Genomic DNA, 17,662 nt, shown 5'->3' with positions numbered 1-17,662 from the left:
TCCCTCTCACGTCCGGATGACGAACGGATCCCGGGCGGCGCCGGACCAGTCGGTCATCACGTTCTGGGTGTAGGTGTATTCGGCGAGTGCGTCCTCGCCGCGTTCGCGGCCGTAGCCGCTGCGTTTCACGCCGCCGAACGGCGCCTGCGCGGCGGTGCTGCGATAGGTGTTGACCCACACCGAGCCCACCTCGAGCTGATCCACCACGCGGTACACGCGATCGATGTTTCGGCTCCAGACCGCCGCCGCCAGACCGTATTCGACGCCGTTGGCGATGCGCACCGCCTCGTCCTCGTCCTCGAACGGGATGACCGACAGGACCGGGCCGAACACCTCCTCCGCGGCGATCCGCATATCCGGCCGCACATCCGCGAAAACCGTGGGGGCGATGAACAATCCGTCGGCCAGGCCCGGACCCTCGGCGCGGCCACCGCCGGCCACGAGGACCGCGCCCTCGGCGCGGGCGGCCTCGATCAGGCCCAGAATCCGCTGGTACTGCGGCTCGTTCGCGACCGGGCCCATCTCGGTGGCGGGATCGAGCGGATCGCCGAGCCGGATGGCCGCCGCCCGCTCGGCGATGGCCGTGACCACCCGCTCGTAGACCGGCCGGTGCACGAGCAGCCGGGATCCGGCCACACAGGTCTGCCCGGCGGCGGCGAAGATCCCCGACACCGCGCCGACGATCGCGCGATCCAGGTCGGCGTCGTCGAAGATGATGTTCGGTGACTTGCCGCCGAGCTCGAGGGTGACCGGAACCAGCCGTCGCGCCGCGGTTTCCGCGATGTGGATGCCGGTGGCGCTGCCGCCGGTGAAACTGATCTTGGCGACCGCCGGATCGGTGATCAGCGCCTCACCGGCCGCCGGGCCGCCGGTGACCACGTTGATCACGCCGGGCGGGAAGCCCACCTCGCAGGCCAGCCGGGCCAGTTCGCAGGTGGTCACCGAGGCGTGTTCGGAGGGCTTGATCACCACGGTGTTGCCGGTGGCCAGCGCGGGCGGAAGTTTGTTGGCCAGCAGGCCGATCGGCGAATTCCAGGCGGTGATGAGCGCGGCCACGCCGAACGGACGGCGGCGGGTGTAGTCGAACACGCTCGGGTTGTCCAGCGGGATGGTCCGGCCGTAGAGCTTGTCGGCGTACCCGGCGAAGAAACGCAGATTCCGTGCGGCGAACAGCATCTGGCTGCTCGTCTCGCGAATGATCTTGCCGTTGTCGGTGGATTCCATCGTGGCCATCGGCTCCGCCTCGGCCACCAGCGCGTCGGCGAGCGCGTGCATCAGCCGGGCTCGCTCGACTCCCGGTGTGCGACGCCAGTTTTCGCGGAAGGCGCGGTCCGCCGCGGCGACCGCCGTGCCGACGTCGGCGGCGGAGGCGTCGGGGATGGTCGCCCAGGCCCGGCCGGTGTACGGATTGATCGCCTCGCGGGTGGCGGCTGCCTCGGCGGGCTTGCCGTCGATGATCATGGCCGCGTGTTTCATCTCGATTCCTCGCTGTCTCGGTCGTGCAGCAGCTGCCGGACGTGCGCCTGCGCGGCGTCCAGATGGTCGGCCATGGCGGCGGCCGCGGCCTCGGGGTCGCGGTCGCGCAGCGCCCGGTAGATCCGGTGGTGTTCGGCGTAGGCGGTCCGAGCGCGGCCGGGTACACCACCGGATCGGGCACGGGCCAGTTGCAGCTGGGTCGTCACCGCACGCGCGGTGTCGACCAGTTTCGGATTGCCGCTCATCTCGAGGATCTGCTGATGGAAATCCAGATCGCGCGGGTAGGGGCGGGCCGCGTCGCCGAGCGCGTCGCCGGTGCGGGCCAGGAACTTCTCCAGCTCGTCGAGTGCGGCGTCCCCGGCGCGGACCGCGGCCAGCCCGGCGGCGGCGCATTCCAGCGCCCGGCGCACCTCGGCGAGATGTCCGACCGTCTCGAGGTCGAAGCTCGCGACGAAGGTGCCGCGCCCCGCGACCGTGCGGACCAGTCCCTCACCGATCAAGGCCTGCAACGCTTCCCGGATCGGGGGGCGGCTGATGTTGAGCTGCGCGGCGAGTTCGACCTCGTTCAATCGCTCTCCGGGAGCGAAGGTTCCGGACAGGATCGACTGGCGCAGCAGCGGCACCACCTCCTCGGCGAGGCGGCGCGGCCGGAACACCGAACTGTCGAAATTCGGTAGTGGGCCGCGGGATTGCCGGTCCGAGGTCATCGCGGCGCACCTTCCCCGGCCGGAACAGCCGGATAGGCAACGCCTTTCATGAGACGGCGAGCGGTGCGGACCACGCCGACCGAGGCGACCTCGGGTGTGCCCGCACTGCCGGTACGCACCTCGGCGAGGACGTCGACCGTGCCCAGCGGATGCCCGATCCGCAACGCGCCGGTGGGTACCCGGGCGTATTCGCGGGGGAGCGTGCCGGGCAGCCGCACCGCGGCGGCCAGGCACAGCGCGGCGGTCATCGGCGCCGCGCGATGCACCGCACCCATGGACACCGCGACCACCTCCAGGTCCGCCGCCGGCGAGGGCGGCCCGACGAGCACGATGCGCGGGACGACCGGCGACAGTTCCGCCGCGTCGGAAGCCTTCTCGACGACCCCCAGCAGCTGCGCCGCCGCCTCACGGGCAGTCTCGATGCGGTGCAACAGGTCCCGATCGGCATTCCACTCCGCGACGGTCCGCGCGTGCGGAACCACGCCGAGATCCGCGGCCCGCACGAAGACGTACGCGGTGGTCACGTCCACCAGCGACAACTCCAGCGGGCCGTCCGGCAACTCGACCACATCCCGCGCGCGGCCGGTCGGCAGCAGCCGACCGGTCACCGCCCCACCGGGATTCAGATAGTGCGTGGCGATCGGCGCACCCGGACGGGGGACACCCGCGACCCGCTGCTCGCCGTCGACGCGGGCGTGACCGTCGCGCACCGGCACCTCGGCGTCGATCCGGACACCGGTGTTGCCGTTGATCATTCGCACCCGCGTGACCGGCTCGACCGCGGGCACCAGCCCCTCGTCCACCGCGAAGGCCGCGACCGCGGTGGTCAGGTTGCCGCAGTTGCCCTTCCAGTCCACCGTCGGGGTGTCGATCCCGACCTGCCCGAACCAATACGCCACCGTGCCATCGGCTTCGAGGTCCACCACCATGACCTTGCTGGTGCTGGAATAGGTTCCGCCGAGTCCGTCGATCTGCATCGGATCCGGACTGCCCAGCAGATCCAGCACCAGCGCGTCCCGCTCGGGTCCGGCCGGCGGCAGATCGCGAGCGTGCAGGAAGACACCCTTACTGGTGCCACCGCGCATCAGTACCGCGGGAATGCCGTTGCCGGACATCAGTTTCCGGTCCTGTCGAGCAGCCGCACCACGGCGGTGTGGTAATTGTCGGCGAAACCCTCGTCGCACAACCGATCCAGCAGGGAATGCGCGAGCGTGGCGGCCGGCAGCTCCACGCCGAGTTCGGCCGCGAGCTCGAGGGTGTACCCCACGTCCTTGCGCATATAGGCCGCCGGGAAGATCCCGGTCGGATGCACATCCGGCAACAGCGCCGACCGCCCGTGATTCTCGAGCGCGAAACTGCCCGCCGACCCGGCGCCGAGCACATCGAACAACACCTGATCGCTGACCAGCCCACTGCGCCGCGCCAGCGTGACCGCCTCGGCGAGCGCCACCACGGTCTCGAAGACCACGGTGTTGTTGACCAGTTTCAGCAGCGCACCGGCACCGGCCGCCCCGCAGTGCGTGACATCGGTACCCATCATCCGCAGCAGCGGCTCGGCCCGCGCGAAGTTCTCGGCCGTACCACCCACCATGATCGCGAGCGTCCCGGCGACCGCCGCCTTGCGGGTACGGGCCACCGGAGCATCGAGAAATCCGCACTGCCGCAGGGCAAGTCGCTCGTGCGCCGCACGAGCGAGATCGACCGGCGTGGTGGACAGATCGACCACCAGGGTTCCCGGCCGCGCACGGTCGGCGATCCCGCCCGCGTCGTAGAGCACCGAGGACACCTCGCGCCCACCGGGCAGCGACAGGAATACGACATCCGCCGCGGCCGCGACCTCACCGACCGACCCGGCCGCCATCGCCCCCGCCGCCACCAGCGCGGCGGTACCGTCCGGATTCGGGTCGAACACCACGACCGGCCGCCCGGACTTGCGCACCAGATGCAGACATTCGGCCGAGCCCATGACGCCGAGCCCGAGAAAACCGAGGGTTGCGGGATCCGTGCCGGTCATACGGCACTCCCGAGGGTGAAGGTCCTGACGGACACGGCGAATCGCCTGCCTCTCTCGGACACTCATTGTCCGGTCAATGCTTGCAAGGATAGTAAGCATTACAGGTGTCGCCTGTCTACAGGCGACAGAGAGTCGGCGTACCGCTCCGGATCGGCCTCGGTGAGTTGTGGTGATCGACGTTCGCGCCGGGTTCAGCCGGTGAAGTGTTCCAGGCGTTCGGGTTGCCGGCAGGCTCGGTGGGTGATCAGGCCGGCGGCGCCGATGGCGGCGGCGTCCGGGTCGATCGGGGAGGGGGAGACGGTGATGTGGCGGTGGCGGGCGGACAGGACGCGGGTGCGTAGCTCTGCGCGGATCGCGGGTTCGAGGTGTTCGGCCAGGCGGGCGTAGGTGCCGCCGAGGATGATTGCCGAGACGTCGACGAGGTTCAGGAGCGAGGACAGGGCGGTGCCGAGGGCGGTGCCGGCGTCGGTGACGGCGGTGCAGGCTCGGGGGTCGCTGTCGGTCAGTGCGGTGATCAGGGAGTCGAGGGAGGGGTGTCCTGCGGCGTCGAGGATCGGCGCCAGGCCCGCGTACTGCTCTACGCAGCCGCGGCCGCCGCAGTTGCAGGGGCGGCCGTCGCGGTCGATGACGACGTGGCCGAGTTCGCCGGCGAATCCGGTTGCGCCGCGGAACAACTCGTGGCCGAGGACGAGTCCGGAGCCGACGCCGATATCGCCCGAGACGTAGGCGAAGTCGGGGGTGGCGGCGGGGCCGGGCCACAGGTGGGCGAAGGCGGCGAGGTTCGCCTCGTTGTCGAGCAGGATCTCGTCGGTCGCCAGTCGGGTGGCCAGGTGTTCGGCGACTCGGATTCCGGTGAGTGCCGGGATGTTCGGGGCGCGGGTCACCGTCGCGTCGTGCACGGTTCCGGGTACCGCGAGGCCGATTCCGAGCAGTCTCGCGTTGTCCGGCAGGACCGTTCGGATCAGGTCGGCGGTGTCGGCGACGATGTCCTCGGCGGTGCGGGGGCGGTTGTCGATCTCGGCGCGGTGGTGGGCCAGTGTCCGGCCGTCGAGGGTTCGGACGGTGGCGGCCAGGTGGGTGACGTTGATCTCCGCACCGACGGCCACCGGTGCCTCGGGGTGGAATTTCAGGGGGCGGGAGGGGCGGCCGGGGCCGGTGGACTGTGGTTCGGTTTCCAGCAGGATCCGTTGTCGCAGTAGGGGTTCCGCCAGGGTGGCGACCGTCGCCTTGGTCAGGCCGGTGCGGGTGGCGAGGTCGGCTCGGGAGCCGGGGGCGGTGACCAGTGCCAGGAGCAGGGAGCGCAGGTTGGCGCGGCGGATCTGTTGCAGGTGGACCGGGGCCGGTGGGGTGGTCATCGGGGTAGATACCGTTGGGCCGCTTCGGCGTAGCGGTGGCGGACGGCGGGGATCGCGGGGGCTTCGATCAGGCGGTCCGGTGTCGCGGCCGGCCAGGCCGGTGGTCGGTCGCCGCCGGTCAGGGTCCAGGCGGCCTGGCGGGCGGCGCCGTCGGCGACGTATTCGCCCGGGGCCGGAATCCGTACCGGGACACCGAAGATCGTCGGGGCCACCGCGGCTACCGCGGGCATGGCGGCGGCGCCGCCGATCAGGCGGACGGCCGTCAGTGGGACACCGTGTGCGGCAAGGGCTTCCAGTCCGGCGGCCAGTCCGCACAGCATGCCCTCGACGGCGGCGCGGGCCACGTTGGCGGGGGTGGCGTTGGTGAGGGTGAGGCCGTGCAGGGCGCCGGTGGCGTCCGGGAGGTTGGGTGTGCGTTCACCTTCCAGATAGGGCACGAGGGTCACGCCCTCGGCGCCGGGCGGGGCCGCGAGGGCCAGGTCGCTGAAGCGGTCGAGGTCCACGCCGAGCATGGCCGCGGTGGTGGTGAGGACGCGGGCCGCGTTCAGGGTGCAGGCCAGCGGCAGGTATTTGTCGGTGGCGTCGGCGAATCCGGCGACCGTGCCGGAGGGGTCCGCGGGGCGGTGGGTGGTGGTGGCCGCGACGACGCCCGATGTGCCCAGGGAGACTACGACATCCGGGCCGGCGGCCAGGCCGAGGTGTGCGGCGGCGTTGTCGCCGGCGCCTGCCCCGAGGCGCAGGCCCGACGGTGCGGTGATCGATTCGGCGGGGCCGAGGATTCGCGGTAGCAGCAGATCGCTGCGGCCGCAGGCCAATTCGATCAGGTCGGGGCAGTACCGTCCGGTTGCCGCGTCGAAGTAGCCGGTGCCCGAGGCGTCGGAACGGTCGGTGGTCAGCTCGGCCGGGTCGCCGCCGCCGCGCAGCCGCCAGGTCAGCCAGTCGTGCGGCAGGCAGACCGCGGCGGTGCGGGCGGCGTGGTCCGGCTCGTGTGCGGCGAGCCAGCGCAGTTTGGTGATCGTGAACGACGCCACCGGGACCACCCCGAGGCGCCGGGCCCAGGTGTCGGGCCCGAGTGCGGCGACCAGTTCGGCGGCGGCCGCCGCCGAGCGGGTGTCGTTCCACAACAACGCGTCCCGCACCACCTCACCGGACTCGTCGAGGCACACCATGCCGTGTTGCTGGCCGGCGACGCTCGCGGCGGCGACGTCGGCCCAGCCGCCTGCCTCGTCGACGGCGCGTTGCAGAGCGTCCCACCATCGGTGCGGGTGCACCTCGGTGCCCGGTGGGTGGTCGGCGCGGCCGGTGCGCACCAGCGTGCCGGTCTCCGCGTCCCGGATCACGACCTTGCACGACTGGGTCGAGGAATCGACTCCCGCGACGAGGGGCACGGCGGCTACCGCGCGCCGAGCAGGTGCTCGAGTGCGAGCTGGTTCAGCCGGACGAAACCGTAGCCGCGCGCACCGGCCGCGTCGGCGTCGAAGTCCGCCAGGGCCGGGTCGGCGAGGACGGTGTCGTAGCTCTCGCCGGGATCCAGGGTGGGCCGGGCCAGATCGGGTACGCCGGCGTCCGAGAGTGCTTGTCGCACTTCGGGATCGGCGCGGAAGGCGGCCGTGCGCTGCTTCAGCAGCAGATAGGTGCGCATATTCGCCGCCGCCGACTGCCACACTCCCGAGATGTCCTCGGTGCGTGAGGGTTTGTAGTCGAAATGGCGCGGGCCGTCGTAGGCGGGGGCGCCGCCGGGGCCGCCGTTCTCCAGCAGGTCGACCAGGGCGAAGGCGTTCATCAGGTCGCCGTGGCCGAAGACCAGGTCCTGGTCGAATTTGATACCGCGCTGGCCGTTGAGGTCGATGTGGAACAGTTTGCCCTGCCACAGGGCCTGCGCGATGCCGTGCGCGAAGTTCAAGCCGGCCATCTGCTCGTGGCCGACCTCCGGGTTGACCCCCACGAGGTCCGGATGCTCGAGTGCCGAGATGAAGGCCAGCGCGTGGCCCACGGTCGGCAGCAGGATATCGCCGCGGGGTTCGTTCGGCTTCGGCTCGATCGCGAACCGCAGATCGTAGCCGCGGTCGATCACGAAGCGGGTCAACAGGTTCAGTGCCTCGCGGTATCGATCCAGCGCCGCCCGAACGTCTTTCGCGGTGTCGTATTCCGAGCCCTCGCGGCCGCCCCACAGCACGTAGGTCTGCGCACCCAGTTCGGCGGCGAGTTCGACGTTGCGCAGCACCTTGCGCAGCGCGAACCGGCGCACCGAGCGGTCGTTGCTGGTGAAGCCGCCGTCCTTGAACACCGGATGGGTGAACAGGTTGGTGGTCACCATCGGCACCCGCAGGCCGGTCTCGGCCAGGGCCTTGCGCAGCCGTTCGACGCGGCGGCCGCGTTCGGCCTCGGTGGCGGCCAGGGGGAACACGTCGTCGTCGTGGAACGTGATGCCGTAGGCGCCGAGTTCGGCGAGGCGGTGTACCGCCTCCACCGGATCCAGTTCCGGCCGGGTCGGGTCGCCGAACGGGTCACGGGCCTGCCACCCGACCGTCCACAACCCGAACGAGAATTTGTCCGCACGCGTGGGCTCGACCATCTCCACCACCAATTTGTTCATTCACTGCACTAATTACGGCCGACTCTACTGCGGTGTGGCGCCGAGCACAACGACCGGGATGCGGAACATCGTTCCGGCCCGGTCGCCGGTGGCCCGGCGGTTCAGTGCGGCAGGGGATTCCGTTCCAGATCCGCGATGACCTCGGTGATGCCGGGGCCCGCGTCCCGGGCGAGCCGGAGCAGGCCGTGGCGGCGATAGGCGTCCAGGGCCGGGGCAGCGGCCGTCCGGGCGGCGCGCCGGTCGCCGAGGGCCCACAGGCAGCACGCGTGCAGCAGCCGGGCGGCGGCGAGATCGCGGGGGCGGGGATGGGAGTCGATGTCGCGCACCAGGTTCCGGGCGTGTTCGCAGGCGACGGTGGTGGCGGAGGGGGAGCCCTCGGCCAGCAGCAGGCGGATCGCGGAGTCCCGATCGGCTTCCACGACGGCCGCCCGGACCCGGACCGGCTGGGCCGGATTCGCCGGTTGCCGCCCCAGCGCGGACCGGACATGCTCGGCGAGCGGCAGGCCGAGCCGGACGCGTTCGTTGGTGATCCGCGCGGCCAGGCGCGGCAACGCGCCGTCGCGCGCGGTGCGTTCACCGGCGTCGAGCAGCCCGATCGCCCGGTCGCGGTCGCCGCGCAGCGCCGCGACGCGGGCGGCGGTGCCGTAGGCGGCGAGCATCACATCGGCGCTGACGACCCTGCGGGGTCCGGCGGTGGCGGCGGTCAGCAGTTCGTCGGCCTCGGCGAGCCGGCCCTGCGCGTAGCGCAGGTCGCCCAGCAGGGCCCCCGCCAGCGCGGCGGCATGGGTCGCGGCCTCGGAATCCGCATCGGGTACGGCCGCGGCGTGGGTCAGAAATGTTGCGGCGGCGGCGATGTCGAGTTCCTCGAAGGCGGCCATGCCCGCGATGCAGTTGCTGTGCACCAGCGCGAAGGCCGGCAGTTCGCGTGCGTATCGCACCGCGGCCGAATGCCATTGCCGGACACCGGCGTAGTCGAAGCGGTTCAGCGCGGCGGCGGCGGAGATTCCCGCGACCGCCAGGGCCAGAACGGGATTCGGCAGATGGTCGATGTGCCCGGGTAACAGCTTCGGTGGCTCCTCGAGCTGATCGGCGTGCAGTTGTTCGGTGGCCGTGACCAATTCGGCCTCCACCCGGTATTCGGTCTCCTGGGTGGGGGTGAGGTCGCCGTCCTCGATCGCGGCATAGGCGCGGCGGACCGCGGCCTGCACCGACGCGGTGTTGTTCAGTCCGCAGTTCGCCCACGCCACGCACAATTGCAGCCGCGGCCGCGATTCCGTCAGTGGCACCGGGAGTTTGGCCATGAGCCCGAGCATCGTGGCCATCCGCGAGCTGTTGACCAGATGTACCGACTGGGATTCGACCAGATCCACCGCGCGTTCCGGTTCGGGGGCCGCGAGCGCGTGATCCACCGCCTCGGTGAGCAGGCCGTGCCGGGCCAGCCAGTCGGAGGCGCACAGGTGCAGGCCGCGCACCCGATCCGGATCCCAGTAGCTCAGCCGGCGTTGCAGATGATCGGCGAACAGCCGGTGGTAGCGGAACCAGCCACCGTCCCCATCCATCCTGTGCAGGAACAGATTCCGGTCCGCGATCTGCTCCAGCATCGCCTGACTGTCGGTGCGGCCCGACAGCGCGGCGGCCAGCCCGGCGCAGATCCGGGTGGGCAGCGAGGTGGCCATGAGGAAGTCCAGCAGCGCCGGATCCAGCGAGTCGAGCACGTTCTCGGTGAGATATTCGCCGATCACGTGCTGACGGCCGCTGAGATTGTCGATGAAGGGGGCCGGATCCTCGCAGCCGGACAGCGACAGCTGCGCCAGGCGCAGACCCGCGGGCCAGCCCTCGGTGGAGGCCCACACCCGGGTGACCTCCTCGGCGCCCAGCGGCAGTTCGCTGGCCCCGACCAGGAATGCGGAGGCCTCCCGCGCATCGAAACGCAATGCGGCGGTGTCGATCTCGAACAACTCGCGGTCGGCCGACAGGCTGCTCAGCGACAGTCCGGTGCGGCCGCGCGCGGTCACCACGAGCTGCAGATGCCGGCAGCCGTGCTCCAGCAGATGGGCGACCACCGCGCGCGTGTCGCGGCCCTCGACGCGATGCCAGTCGTCGAGGACCAGCGCGATCGGGCGGCCGGTGGCGTGGATCTCCTCGATCAGCGCCGACAGGACGGACCGGGGATCGGAGGCGCGCTCCTCCAGCAGCGCGCCGAGTTCCCGGCGGGCCAGCTCCGGGCGCACCCGGCGGACCGCCTCGACCAGGTGGGTGAGGAACCAGACCACGTTGTCGTCGTCCGGGCCGACCGTCAGCCAGGCCACGGGTGTGCCGGTACTGCGCAGCTCACGGGCCCACTGCGCGGCCAGTGTGGTCTTGCCGAATCCGGCCGGACCGTGGATGAGAATCAACCGGCGCCCACCTGCCGCGCGGAGAGCGTCCAGCAAGCGGGTGCGATCGATGACCGAAGGCGCGGACTCAACCATCGCTGCCACGATAGTCCCGAGCAGGTGGGTTCGAGTACGAATGGGACACGGTCACCGCGCGATCGTCCGGATCCGGCCCGGTGCGCAGGCTCACCCGGCGCGGTACCGGCTGCCGCGCCGGGGTGCGCGCGCCGAGCGCGACGGAGAACCGGTCCGCTGATCGCCGTTCCGGAGAGGACACCGGTATCGGCCACGGTCGCGGAAAGCGCTGGCCGCGTGCGGGTTCCGGGCCGCGCGTGCACCGGCTCAGGGACCGGTGCGGTCCGGGGGGATCCACTGGTCGGCGGTCTCGCCGGTGGTGAGGAAGATGGTGCGGCGGCCGACCTCCACGGCGTTGTCGGCGAAGCGTTCGTAGTAGCGGCCCAGCAGGGTGATGTCGACCGCGGTGGTGATCCCGTAGGACCAGTCCGGGTGGAGGACGGTGGCCAGCAGGCGTTCGTGCAGGTGGTCGACCTGGTCGTCCTGCTGGTCCAGGCCCGCGGCGGCGCCCGGATCGCCGGAGGCCAGCGCGGCGGCGGCGCTGCCGGCGATCGAGACGGCGGCGGCGCCGAGTGCGGCGATGACCGGGCGCGCCGGTTCCGGGACCACGAATTCGGGATGGCGGCGCCGGGCCGCGGCCGCGATGTGGGTGGCGAGGGCGGCCATGCGTTTCAGATTGCCGGTGAGCTGGATCGCGGTGACCACCTGCCGCAGCTCCCCGGCCACCGGGGACTGGAGGGTGAGCAGGCGGACCGATTCCCGCTCGGCCTCCTGATGCATGATCTCGACCTCCCGGCCCAGATCGATCGCGGACTCGGACCCGAGCAGGTCGGCGGACAGCAGCGCCTCGGTGGCGGCCGCGACGACATCACGATCCCGCAGGCACATCGCATGCAGTAATTCGGCGAGTTCCTGGAGATTCTCGTGATATCGGGTCCGCACACCCCATTCAAACTCACCGCGCCGGTCCGCGCCCGGTCATCGAGCGCAATCCGCCTCGAAGTCCCGGCCTCCGGCGAAGATCGTTGCTGGTCAACGGGTTCGATCGGGGTGGAAATGTTCCCAGGCGCGGGATCACCTATCGCGGCGGCGAATCCGATTCGGGCGGTTGCGGTGCCGAATCGGGTACGGGCCGCCGCTCGGCGGCATCCGCCGGTTCGCCGGTGCGAATCGGGGCCGCCGACAACGGATTCGGAACCGGACGGCCGGCATCCGGGTCGAGTTCCGGGTCCGCGGATCCCTCGGCATCCGGCACCGCCGTGCGCGTGAATTCCGGCCGGATCGAGGTCACCCGGGCGTCGCCGGCGGGGGTGCCGGGGTCCCGCTCCGGATCGTGGCCGGTATGTCCTCGTTCCATCGGAGTCCTCCTCACCCGTGTCGCAACAGTGCACCCACACCGTCGGCCGGCGCGTAGCCGCCGGTGCAGGTCACCACCTCCGCGCGGGCGGCCAGGGCGGCCAGCGGCAGGGCCTCGTCGGCGCGCCGCTGCCAGGTGTGGTCGTGTGCCCGATCGGCGGGTCGCACCTGGGTCGGATCGCGGCCGACGCGCACCGTGCGATCGCCGAGCGCGGCCGCGTCGACGAGCAGGGTGTCGACATTGGCCGCCCGGAGTGCGGCGCTGATACCGGAGACACCCTCCTCGGCGAGGCCGTCCGGGCGGTGGAGTTCGCTGTCGAACAGATCCGCCAGGGCCCGGCGCCGCCGGTCGGCGTCCTCGTGCAGCATGCGGTGGATCTCCTCGTCCAGATCCGGGGCGTTCGATCCGGCCGCGCGCGATCCGGCGCCGAGTTGGACGACGCGCCGGTTCCGGGGCGCGATCGCCTCGCACACCGCGGCCCGCGTGGTCACGTCACCGGCCACCAGGACCAGGGATGCCCTGGCCCGGTCGGCGAGCCGGGTCACCTCGCGCGCGGTGGCCGCGATGTCGTACTGCGCCGGGCCGGCCGCTCGCGCCGGACGGTCGTCGCCCGCCACGGTCCGGGTCAGCCGGTGCCCGTCCATGTCGACGCCGCTGAGGTCGGCGCCGGACCGGTCGACCACCGCGACCACGTACGGGACGACCGGTTCGCGCAGGGCCAGCAGCGGGAGCAGATAGGGCAGCGGGGACAGCCGGACCACCGGCTGCGGCGGTGGCGTGCGCAGCGTCTCGGCGATCACCACGGATCGGCGATCGGTGATGATCGCCCGGCCGCAGCGTCCCGGCGTGGCCGCGGCGAGCGCGTCGTCGACGGCGTCGAGAATTGCGGGCGTAGCGCCCTTTTCGGACAATTCGGCACGGACGGCCCGGCGGCGTAGCCGCTGTTGCGCGGCCGCGTTGTCGGTGTCGTGGGTGTTGTCGACGTAGACCGACGCGAAGGGTCCCTCGTGGTCGGCCAGTTCTCGCAAGGTCGGGTCGGGCACGAATATCGGCTACCCACGGACCGGTGCGGCAATCATCGCCGGGCCGTCACGGTTCGGCGGACACCCGTCCGCCACGGCGGCGGAAATCGGGCCGCGCTGAGTACTCTGGACGGGCTGTGCCGCCGTCCCGGGTACCGGAGGATGCTGATGCCGAGCAGTGCTCTCGATACGAACCGTGCCTTCGATCGGGTGATCGCGGGGGCCGACGAGGCGATGTGGATCGTCACCACCGTCGCCGACGGGCATCGCGCCGGATGCCTGGTCGGATTCGGGACCCAGGCCAGTATCGAGCCGCGGCGATTCCTCGCCTGCCTGTCCAAGCGGAACCACACCTACCGCGTGGCGCAGCGGGCGACGCATCTGGCAGTCCATCTGGCCGGTGCGGAGTCGGTGGCGCTGGCGCAGCTGTTCGGCGCCGAAACCGGTTCGGAGATGGACAAATTCGAGCACTGCGACTGGCAGGAGGGGCCGCACGAGCTGCCGATCCTCACCACCGCCATCGGCTGGTTCGCCGCGGAGATCCTGCGGCGCGACGATTTCGGCGATCACGTGGGCTTCCTCCTGCGGCCCACGGCGGGGCAGGAACCGGCGGCCGATTCGCCGGCCCTGCACTACCACGCCGTCTCGGCGGTGACTCCGGGCCATCAGGCCTGAACCGCTACCGCATCGGAGCCGATGGGCCCGTGGCGGTTACGCGGTGACCAGCGGACGGACGGTCAGCTGGTAGTCCGCCACGATCCGGCCCGCGGACCCGAGGAGCAGGAATACCCGTGCAGCCCAGCCGATTTCGCCAGTGCCGGGGACGACCAGCTGGACGGTGAAGGTGACGATGTCGCCGTGGCGCGTGACGTCGCCGGCATGTGTGGCGAGATAGGTTCCGCTGCCGACGAATTCGCCGTACGCGTGGGCGACGCGGGCATCGAGTTCGTCGAGTCCGGTGAACCGGGCGCCCTCGACGTACTCCGTGCCGTCCTCGGCCCAGAGTTCGCCGACGATCCGGCGGCGCGCCGCGGCGTCGGGCTCGTTCCAGACCGCGGTGTAGCGGTCGGCGAGCCCGGCGTCGTCGGTGCGGTGCGGTGTCGCGGTGGTGCTGGTCATGGTGATCGGTCCTCTCCACGGCCCCCGGTGGGCCGCTGTCACCACCGTCGGTGCTGCCCCGGCGGGACGGTCAAGCCGGATGTCGCGCGGGACTCTCCCGTCGGGGGAGAGCCGAGAATGAGGCGCATGACCGCGTATCTGTCGATCGGTGATTTCTCCCGCGCCAGCCATCTCACCGTCAAGACGCTGCGGCACTATCACCGGATCGGGCTGCTGGTCCCCGCCGATGTGGATCCGCACACGGGCTATCGCCGGTACCGCGCCGACCAGTTGGCGGTGGCCCAGGTGGTGCGGCGGTTCCGCCGGCTCGACATGCCGCTGGAGGAGATCCAGGCGGTGCTGGCCGCCGACCCGGGATCCCGCAACGAGCGCATCGGCGCACATCTGGACCGCCTGCGCGAGCAACTCGGCCGCACCCAGCGGGCCGTCGACGAACTACGGGATCTGCTGGCGGCCGGCGCATCCGACGATCGCGCGATCGAATTGCGTTCCGTGCCGGAGGTATCCGCGGCCGCGATCACCGAGATCGTCGACGCCGCCGACAGTGTCGCGTGGTTGCAGGGCGCGCTGGGTGAGTTGTACGCGATCGTGGCCGCACAGGGGGCGGCCGTGAGCGGTCCCGCTGGTGGGCTGTACGCCGACGAGGTGTTCACCGAACATCGGGGCGAGGCCACGGTCTTCGTGCCCTGCCGCGGGCCGGTGCGGGCCGTGGGGCGGGTGCGGGCGGCCACCGTTCCCGCCGTCGAACTGGCGGTGGCGACCCATCCCGGCGGGCCGGACGGGGCCGATCGCACCTATGCCGCGCTCGGTGCGTACGTCGCTCGCCACACCCTCGGCGTTCCGGGGCCGATCCGCGAGTACTACCTCGTCGGCGCGCGGGATACGGCCGACCCGGCGCAGTGGCGGACCGAGATCGGCTGGCCGGTCTTCCGGACCGGTGGCGCGGCGCGGTAGCGGACTCCGCGACACAGGTGGCTATTGCTCGCCACGACCGAGGAGGTGCTGCGCCGGCACGGGCCCGCCAAGGCGACGGTGGTCGATGTGGCTCGTGCGCTGGGGGTCAGTCACACCGCTGTCTACAAGCATTTTCCGTCGAAGGTGGCGCTGCGTGAGGCCGTGACGCGGCGCTGGCTGAGCCGCGATCGGGACCGTCTGGCCGCGCTCGCCGCCGATCCGGCGGTCCCACCGGAGCAGCGACTGCGGGACTGGCTCGCCGCGGTGCTCGCCGCCAAGCGGGCGAAGGCCCGGGACGATCCGGAGCTGTACGCCGCCTACGGCATGCTGGCCGCCGAGCAGAGCGGCGTGGCCGCCGAACATGTGGCGGACCTGCTGGGTCAACTGCGCGGCATCCTCGCCGACGGCGCGGACCGTGGCGTCTTCGCCGCCGGTGATCCGGACGCGACCGCTCGCGCGGTCTTCGACGCCACCACGCGTTTCCATCATCCGGCGCACACCGCGGACTGGCAGGCGCCGGAGATCGATGCCGAACTCGACGCGGTGTGCACCCTGCTGCTGCGTGGACTGGTTCCGCCGGGGTGCACGTAACCGCCCGGCGGACAACCGAATACGACACTCTCTCGAAAGGGGTTCTGCCATGACGATTCTGGTGACCGGTGCGCGCGGACAGGTGGGCGGCGCGGTTCTGGCGCAACTGCTGGCGGCGGGGCAGCCGGTGCGGGTGTCCAGCCGCGATCCGCGCTCGGCGGATTTCCCGGCGGCCGTCGAGGTCGTGCGGGCCGATCTCACCGATCCGGCCTCCCTGCCGGACGCGCTGGCCGGGGTCGGCAAGGTGTTCCTCTACGCGCATCCGGAGGCGGCGGCCGATGTCGCGGCGGCGGCGCGGAAAGCGGGTGTCGGCCACGTGGTCCTGTTGTCGTCCAGTTCGGTGGTGTGGCGGGACGCCGCGGCGAATCCGATCGCGATGCGGCACGCGGTGGTCGAGCGCGCCCTCGACGAGGCGGGCCTGGACCACACCTTCGTCCGGCCGGGCTATTTCGCGACGAATACCCTGCGCTGGCAGTCCATCCGCACGGATCGGCTGCTGCGCACCGCCTTTCCCGACGCGACCAGTTCCCCGGTGCACGAACGCGATATCGCCGAGGTCGCGGTGCGGGCGCTGCTGGACGACACGTATCGCGGTACGGCGCCACTGGTTCTCGGGCCCGGCCCGATCACGATCCGCGAACAGGTGGCGGCCATCGCCGCCGCGCTCGGTGAGCCGGTGCGGCTGGAGCAGGTCGACCGCGAGACCTACCGCGCCGAACAGCTCACCCAGCTGCCGGAACCGCTGGTCGACCGCTTGTTGCAGAACGGGGGCACGGTTCCCGCGCTGCCGGCCGAACTGGGGGCCGACGCCACCGCCGAGATCTTGGGCCGTCCCGCAACACCTTTCGCCGACTGGGCCCGCGACCACGCGGCGGACTTCCGCTGAGGCGGTCGTGAGGTCCGGTGTCCGCACCGGGTCGTGAAGTGCCACAGGTCCGCTCGAAGCGTGATCGAATCCGACGGGAGGCTCGCCCGAGCCCACATACGCCGAAGGGTTTCGTTCCGATGACCGGTCTGCTCGCCGCCGCCACCTCCGCCGCCGACAAACGCGCCGCCTTCCGGGCGGGACTCACCTCGGGCCGGATCCAGCGATTGCCCGGCGCGTTCAATCCGTTGGTGGCCACGGTGATCCAGGAGATCGGCTTCGAGGGCGTGTACGTCTCCGGGGCGATGCTGTCCGCGGATCTGGGACTGCCCGACATCGGGCTCACGACACTCACCGAGGTCGCGCAGCGTGGTGGTCAGATCGCGCGGGTCACCGATCTGCCGGTGCTGATCGACGCCGATACCGGCTTCGGTGAGCCGATGAGCGCCGCTCGTACGGTGACCCTGCTTGAGGATGCGGGGATCGCCGGTTGTCATCTCGAGGATCAGGTCAATCCGAAGCGGTGCGGACACCTCGACGGGAAGTCCGTGGTGCCCACCGCCGAGATGGTGCGGCGGGTGCGTGCGGCCGTATCCGCGCGCCGCGACCCGAATTTCGTGATCTGCGCGCGCACCGACGCCGCCGATGTCGAAGGGTTCGACGCCGCCGTCGAACGGGCCCTGGCCTACGTCGACGCCGGTGCGGACGTCATCTTCGTCGAGGCGCTGCGTACCGTGGCGGAGTTCGAGCGGTTCCGCGCGGCGGTGCCGATTCCGTTGCTGGCCAACATGACCGAGTTCGGCAAGTCGGAACTGATCCCGGCCGCCACACTCGAATCCATCGGCTACAACGCGGTGATCTGGCCGCTGACCACGCTGCGGCTGGCGCTGTGGGCCGCCGAGGCCGGACTGCGCGAGATCCACGAGCGGGGAACGCAATCCGGTCTGCTCGACCGGATCCAGCCTGCCGACCGCCTGTCCGAGCTGTTGCAGTACGACCGGTACACCCGATTCGACTCGGACATCTTCGATTCCGGTATCGACCGGAATCGGTGACGACCACCGGCCGATTTCACAACTTTTACAATATCCCTGGTTGCGTTCCGCAAAATTAGGCATCTGCGTCGGGTTTTCCCGGTATCGAGCGCTGTGTAGCG

Annotated in this window: 17 protein-coding genes; 5 read left to right on the top strand and 12 right to left on the bottom strand. The window is 71.2% G+C overall.

The window, feature by feature from the left end; genetic code table 11:
* Positions 1 to 6: 6 nt before the first annotated feature.
* The 11 genes from G361_RS0117965 to G361_RS0117910 all read right to left on the bottom strand — a co-directional run bounded on the left by G361_RS0117965 (position 7) and on the right by G361_RS0117910 (position 12,998).
* Positions 7 to 1,476 (bottom strand): aldehyde dehydrogenase, encoded by a 1,470-nt coding sequence (locus G361_RS0117965; RefSeq protein ID WP_019928491.1) that lies wholly within the window; start codon positions 1,474 to 1,476, stop codon positions 7 to 9.
* Positions 1,473 to 2,183: a GntR family transcriptional regulator gene (locus G361_RS0117960; protein ID WP_019928490.1), complete on the bottom strand. Its 711-nt coding sequence runs from the start codon at positions 2,181 to 2,183 to the stop codon at positions 1,473 to 1,475. Before G361_RS0117960 ends, G361_RS0117965 begins: the two co-directional genes overlap by 4 nt.
* Entirely contained in the window at positions 2,180 to 3,298 is a 1,119-nt protein-coding gene (locus tag G361_RS43980) for a PrpF domain-containing protein (RefSeq protein ID WP_019928489.1), read from the bottom strand. The genes G361_RS0117960 and G361_RS43980 overlap by 4 nt, the downstream gene beginning before the upstream one ends.
* Entirely contained in the window at positions 3,298 to 4,197 is a 900-nt protein-coding gene (locus G361_RS0117950) for an NAD(P)-dependent oxidoreductase (protein WP_019928488.1), read from the bottom strand. Before G361_RS0117950 ends, G361_RS43980 begins: the two co-directional genes overlap by 1 nt.
* A 191-nt stretch (positions 4,198 to 4,388) precedes the next feature.
* A complete protein-coding gene (locus tag G361_RS43975) occupies positions 4,389 to 5,552 on the bottom strand; it encodes an ROK family protein (protein WP_019928487.1) in 1,164 nt (387 codons plus the stop codon).
* Positions 5,549 to 6,940: a xylulokinase gene (gene xylB / locus G361_RS0117940; RefSeq protein ID WP_026343175.1), complete on the bottom strand. Its 1,392-nt coding sequence runs from the start codon at positions 6,938 to 6,940 to the stop codon at positions 5,549 to 5,551. The genes G361_RS43975 and xylB overlap by 4 nt, the downstream gene beginning before the upstream one ends.
* A gap of 5 nt (positions 6,941 to 6,945) precedes the next feature.
* Entirely contained in the window at positions 6,946 to 8,148 is a 1,203-nt protein-coding gene (gene xylA, locus G361_RS0117935; RefSeq protein WP_019928485.1) for a xylose isomerase, read from the bottom strand.
* A gap of 101 nt (positions 8,149 to 8,249) precedes the next feature.
* Positions 8,250 to 10,619, bottom strand: coding sequence for an AAA family ATPase (locus tag G361_RS43970; protein ID WP_019928484.1), 2,370 nt, complete (start codon positions 10,617 to 10,619; stop codon positions 8,250 to 8,252).
* Between the two features lie 246 nt (positions 10,620 to 10,865).
* Positions 10,866 to 11,540 (bottom strand): PhoU domain-containing protein, encoded by a 675-nt coding sequence (locus G361_RS0117920; protein WP_019928482.1) that lies wholly within the window; start codon positions 11,538 to 11,540, stop codon positions 10,866 to 10,868.
* A gap of 136 nt (positions 11,541 to 11,676) precedes the next feature.
* The gene (locus tag G361_RS43965) at positions 11,677 to 11,955 is read right to left on the bottom strand and encodes a hypothetical protein (protein ID WP_019928481.1); all 279 of its coding nucleotides are present in this window, start codon (positions 11,953 to 11,955) and stop codon (positions 11,677 to 11,679) included.
* 11 nt (positions 11,956 to 11,966) lie between these two features.
* Positions 11,967 to 12,998, bottom strand: coding sequence for a hypothetical protein (locus G361_RS0117910; protein WP_019928480.1), 1,032 nt, complete (start codon positions 12,996 to 12,998; stop codon positions 11,967 to 11,969).
* A 147-nt stretch (positions 12,999 to 13,145) separates the two neighbouring features.
* Between G361_RS0117910 and G361_RS0117905 the strand changes: the two genes are divergently transcribed.
* The gene (locus G361_RS0117905) at positions 13,146 to 13,652 is read left to right on the top strand and encodes a flavin reductase family protein (protein WP_036495190.1); all 507 of its coding nucleotides are present in this window, start codon (positions 13,146 to 13,148) and stop codon (positions 13,650 to 13,652) included.
* 36 nt (positions 13,653 to 13,688) lie between these two features.
* Here G361_RS0117905 and G361_RS0117900 read toward each other — a convergent pair whose 3' ends face one another.
* Positions 13,689 to 14,096: a hypothetical protein gene (locus tag G361_RS0117900; protein ID WP_019928478.1), complete on the bottom strand. Its 408-nt coding sequence runs from the start codon at positions 14,094 to 14,096 to the stop codon at positions 13,689 to 13,691.
* Positions 14,097 to 14,222: 126 nt separating this feature from the next.
* Here G361_RS0117900 and G361_RS0117895 point away from each other — a divergent pair, with 126 nt between their 5' ends.
* The 4 genes from G361_RS0117895 (at position 14,223) to prpB (ending at position 17,561) form a co-directional block, all read left to right on the top strand.
* Entirely contained in the window at positions 14,223 to 15,050 is an 828-nt protein-coding gene (locus G361_RS0117895; protein ID WP_019928477.1) for a MerR family transcriptional regulator, read from the top strand.
* A 24-nt stretch (positions 15,051 to 15,074) separates the two neighbouring features.
* Entirely contained in the window at positions 15,075 to 15,641 is a 567-nt protein-coding gene (locus tag G361_RS0117890) for a TetR family transcriptional regulator (protein ID WP_019928476.1), read from the top strand.
* A 49-nt stretch (positions 15,642 to 15,690) separates the two neighbouring features.
* Entirely contained in the window at positions 15,691 to 16,527 is an 837-nt protein-coding gene (locus G361_RS0117885) for an SDR family oxidoreductase (protein WP_019928475.1), read from the top strand.
* A gap of 119 nt (positions 16,528 to 16,646) precedes the next feature.
* Positions 16,647 to 17,561 carry a methylisocitrate lyase gene (prpB, locus tag G361_RS0117880; RefSeq protein WP_019928474.1) on the top strand — a complete coding sequence of 305 codons (915 nt, stop codon included), beginning with the start codon at positions 16,647 to 16,649 and terminating at the stop codon, positions 17,559 to 17,561.
* Positions 17,562 to 17,662: the final 101 nt, after the last annotated feature.

Source organism: Nocardia sp. BMG111209, from assembly GCF_000381925.1.
Taxonomy (GTDB): Bacteria; Actinomycetota; Actinomycetes; order Mycobacteriales; family Mycobacteriaceae; genus Nocardia.
Note: the sequence above shows the minus strand (reverse complement) of the source record. Positions and strands in the feature narration are given on the sequence as shown.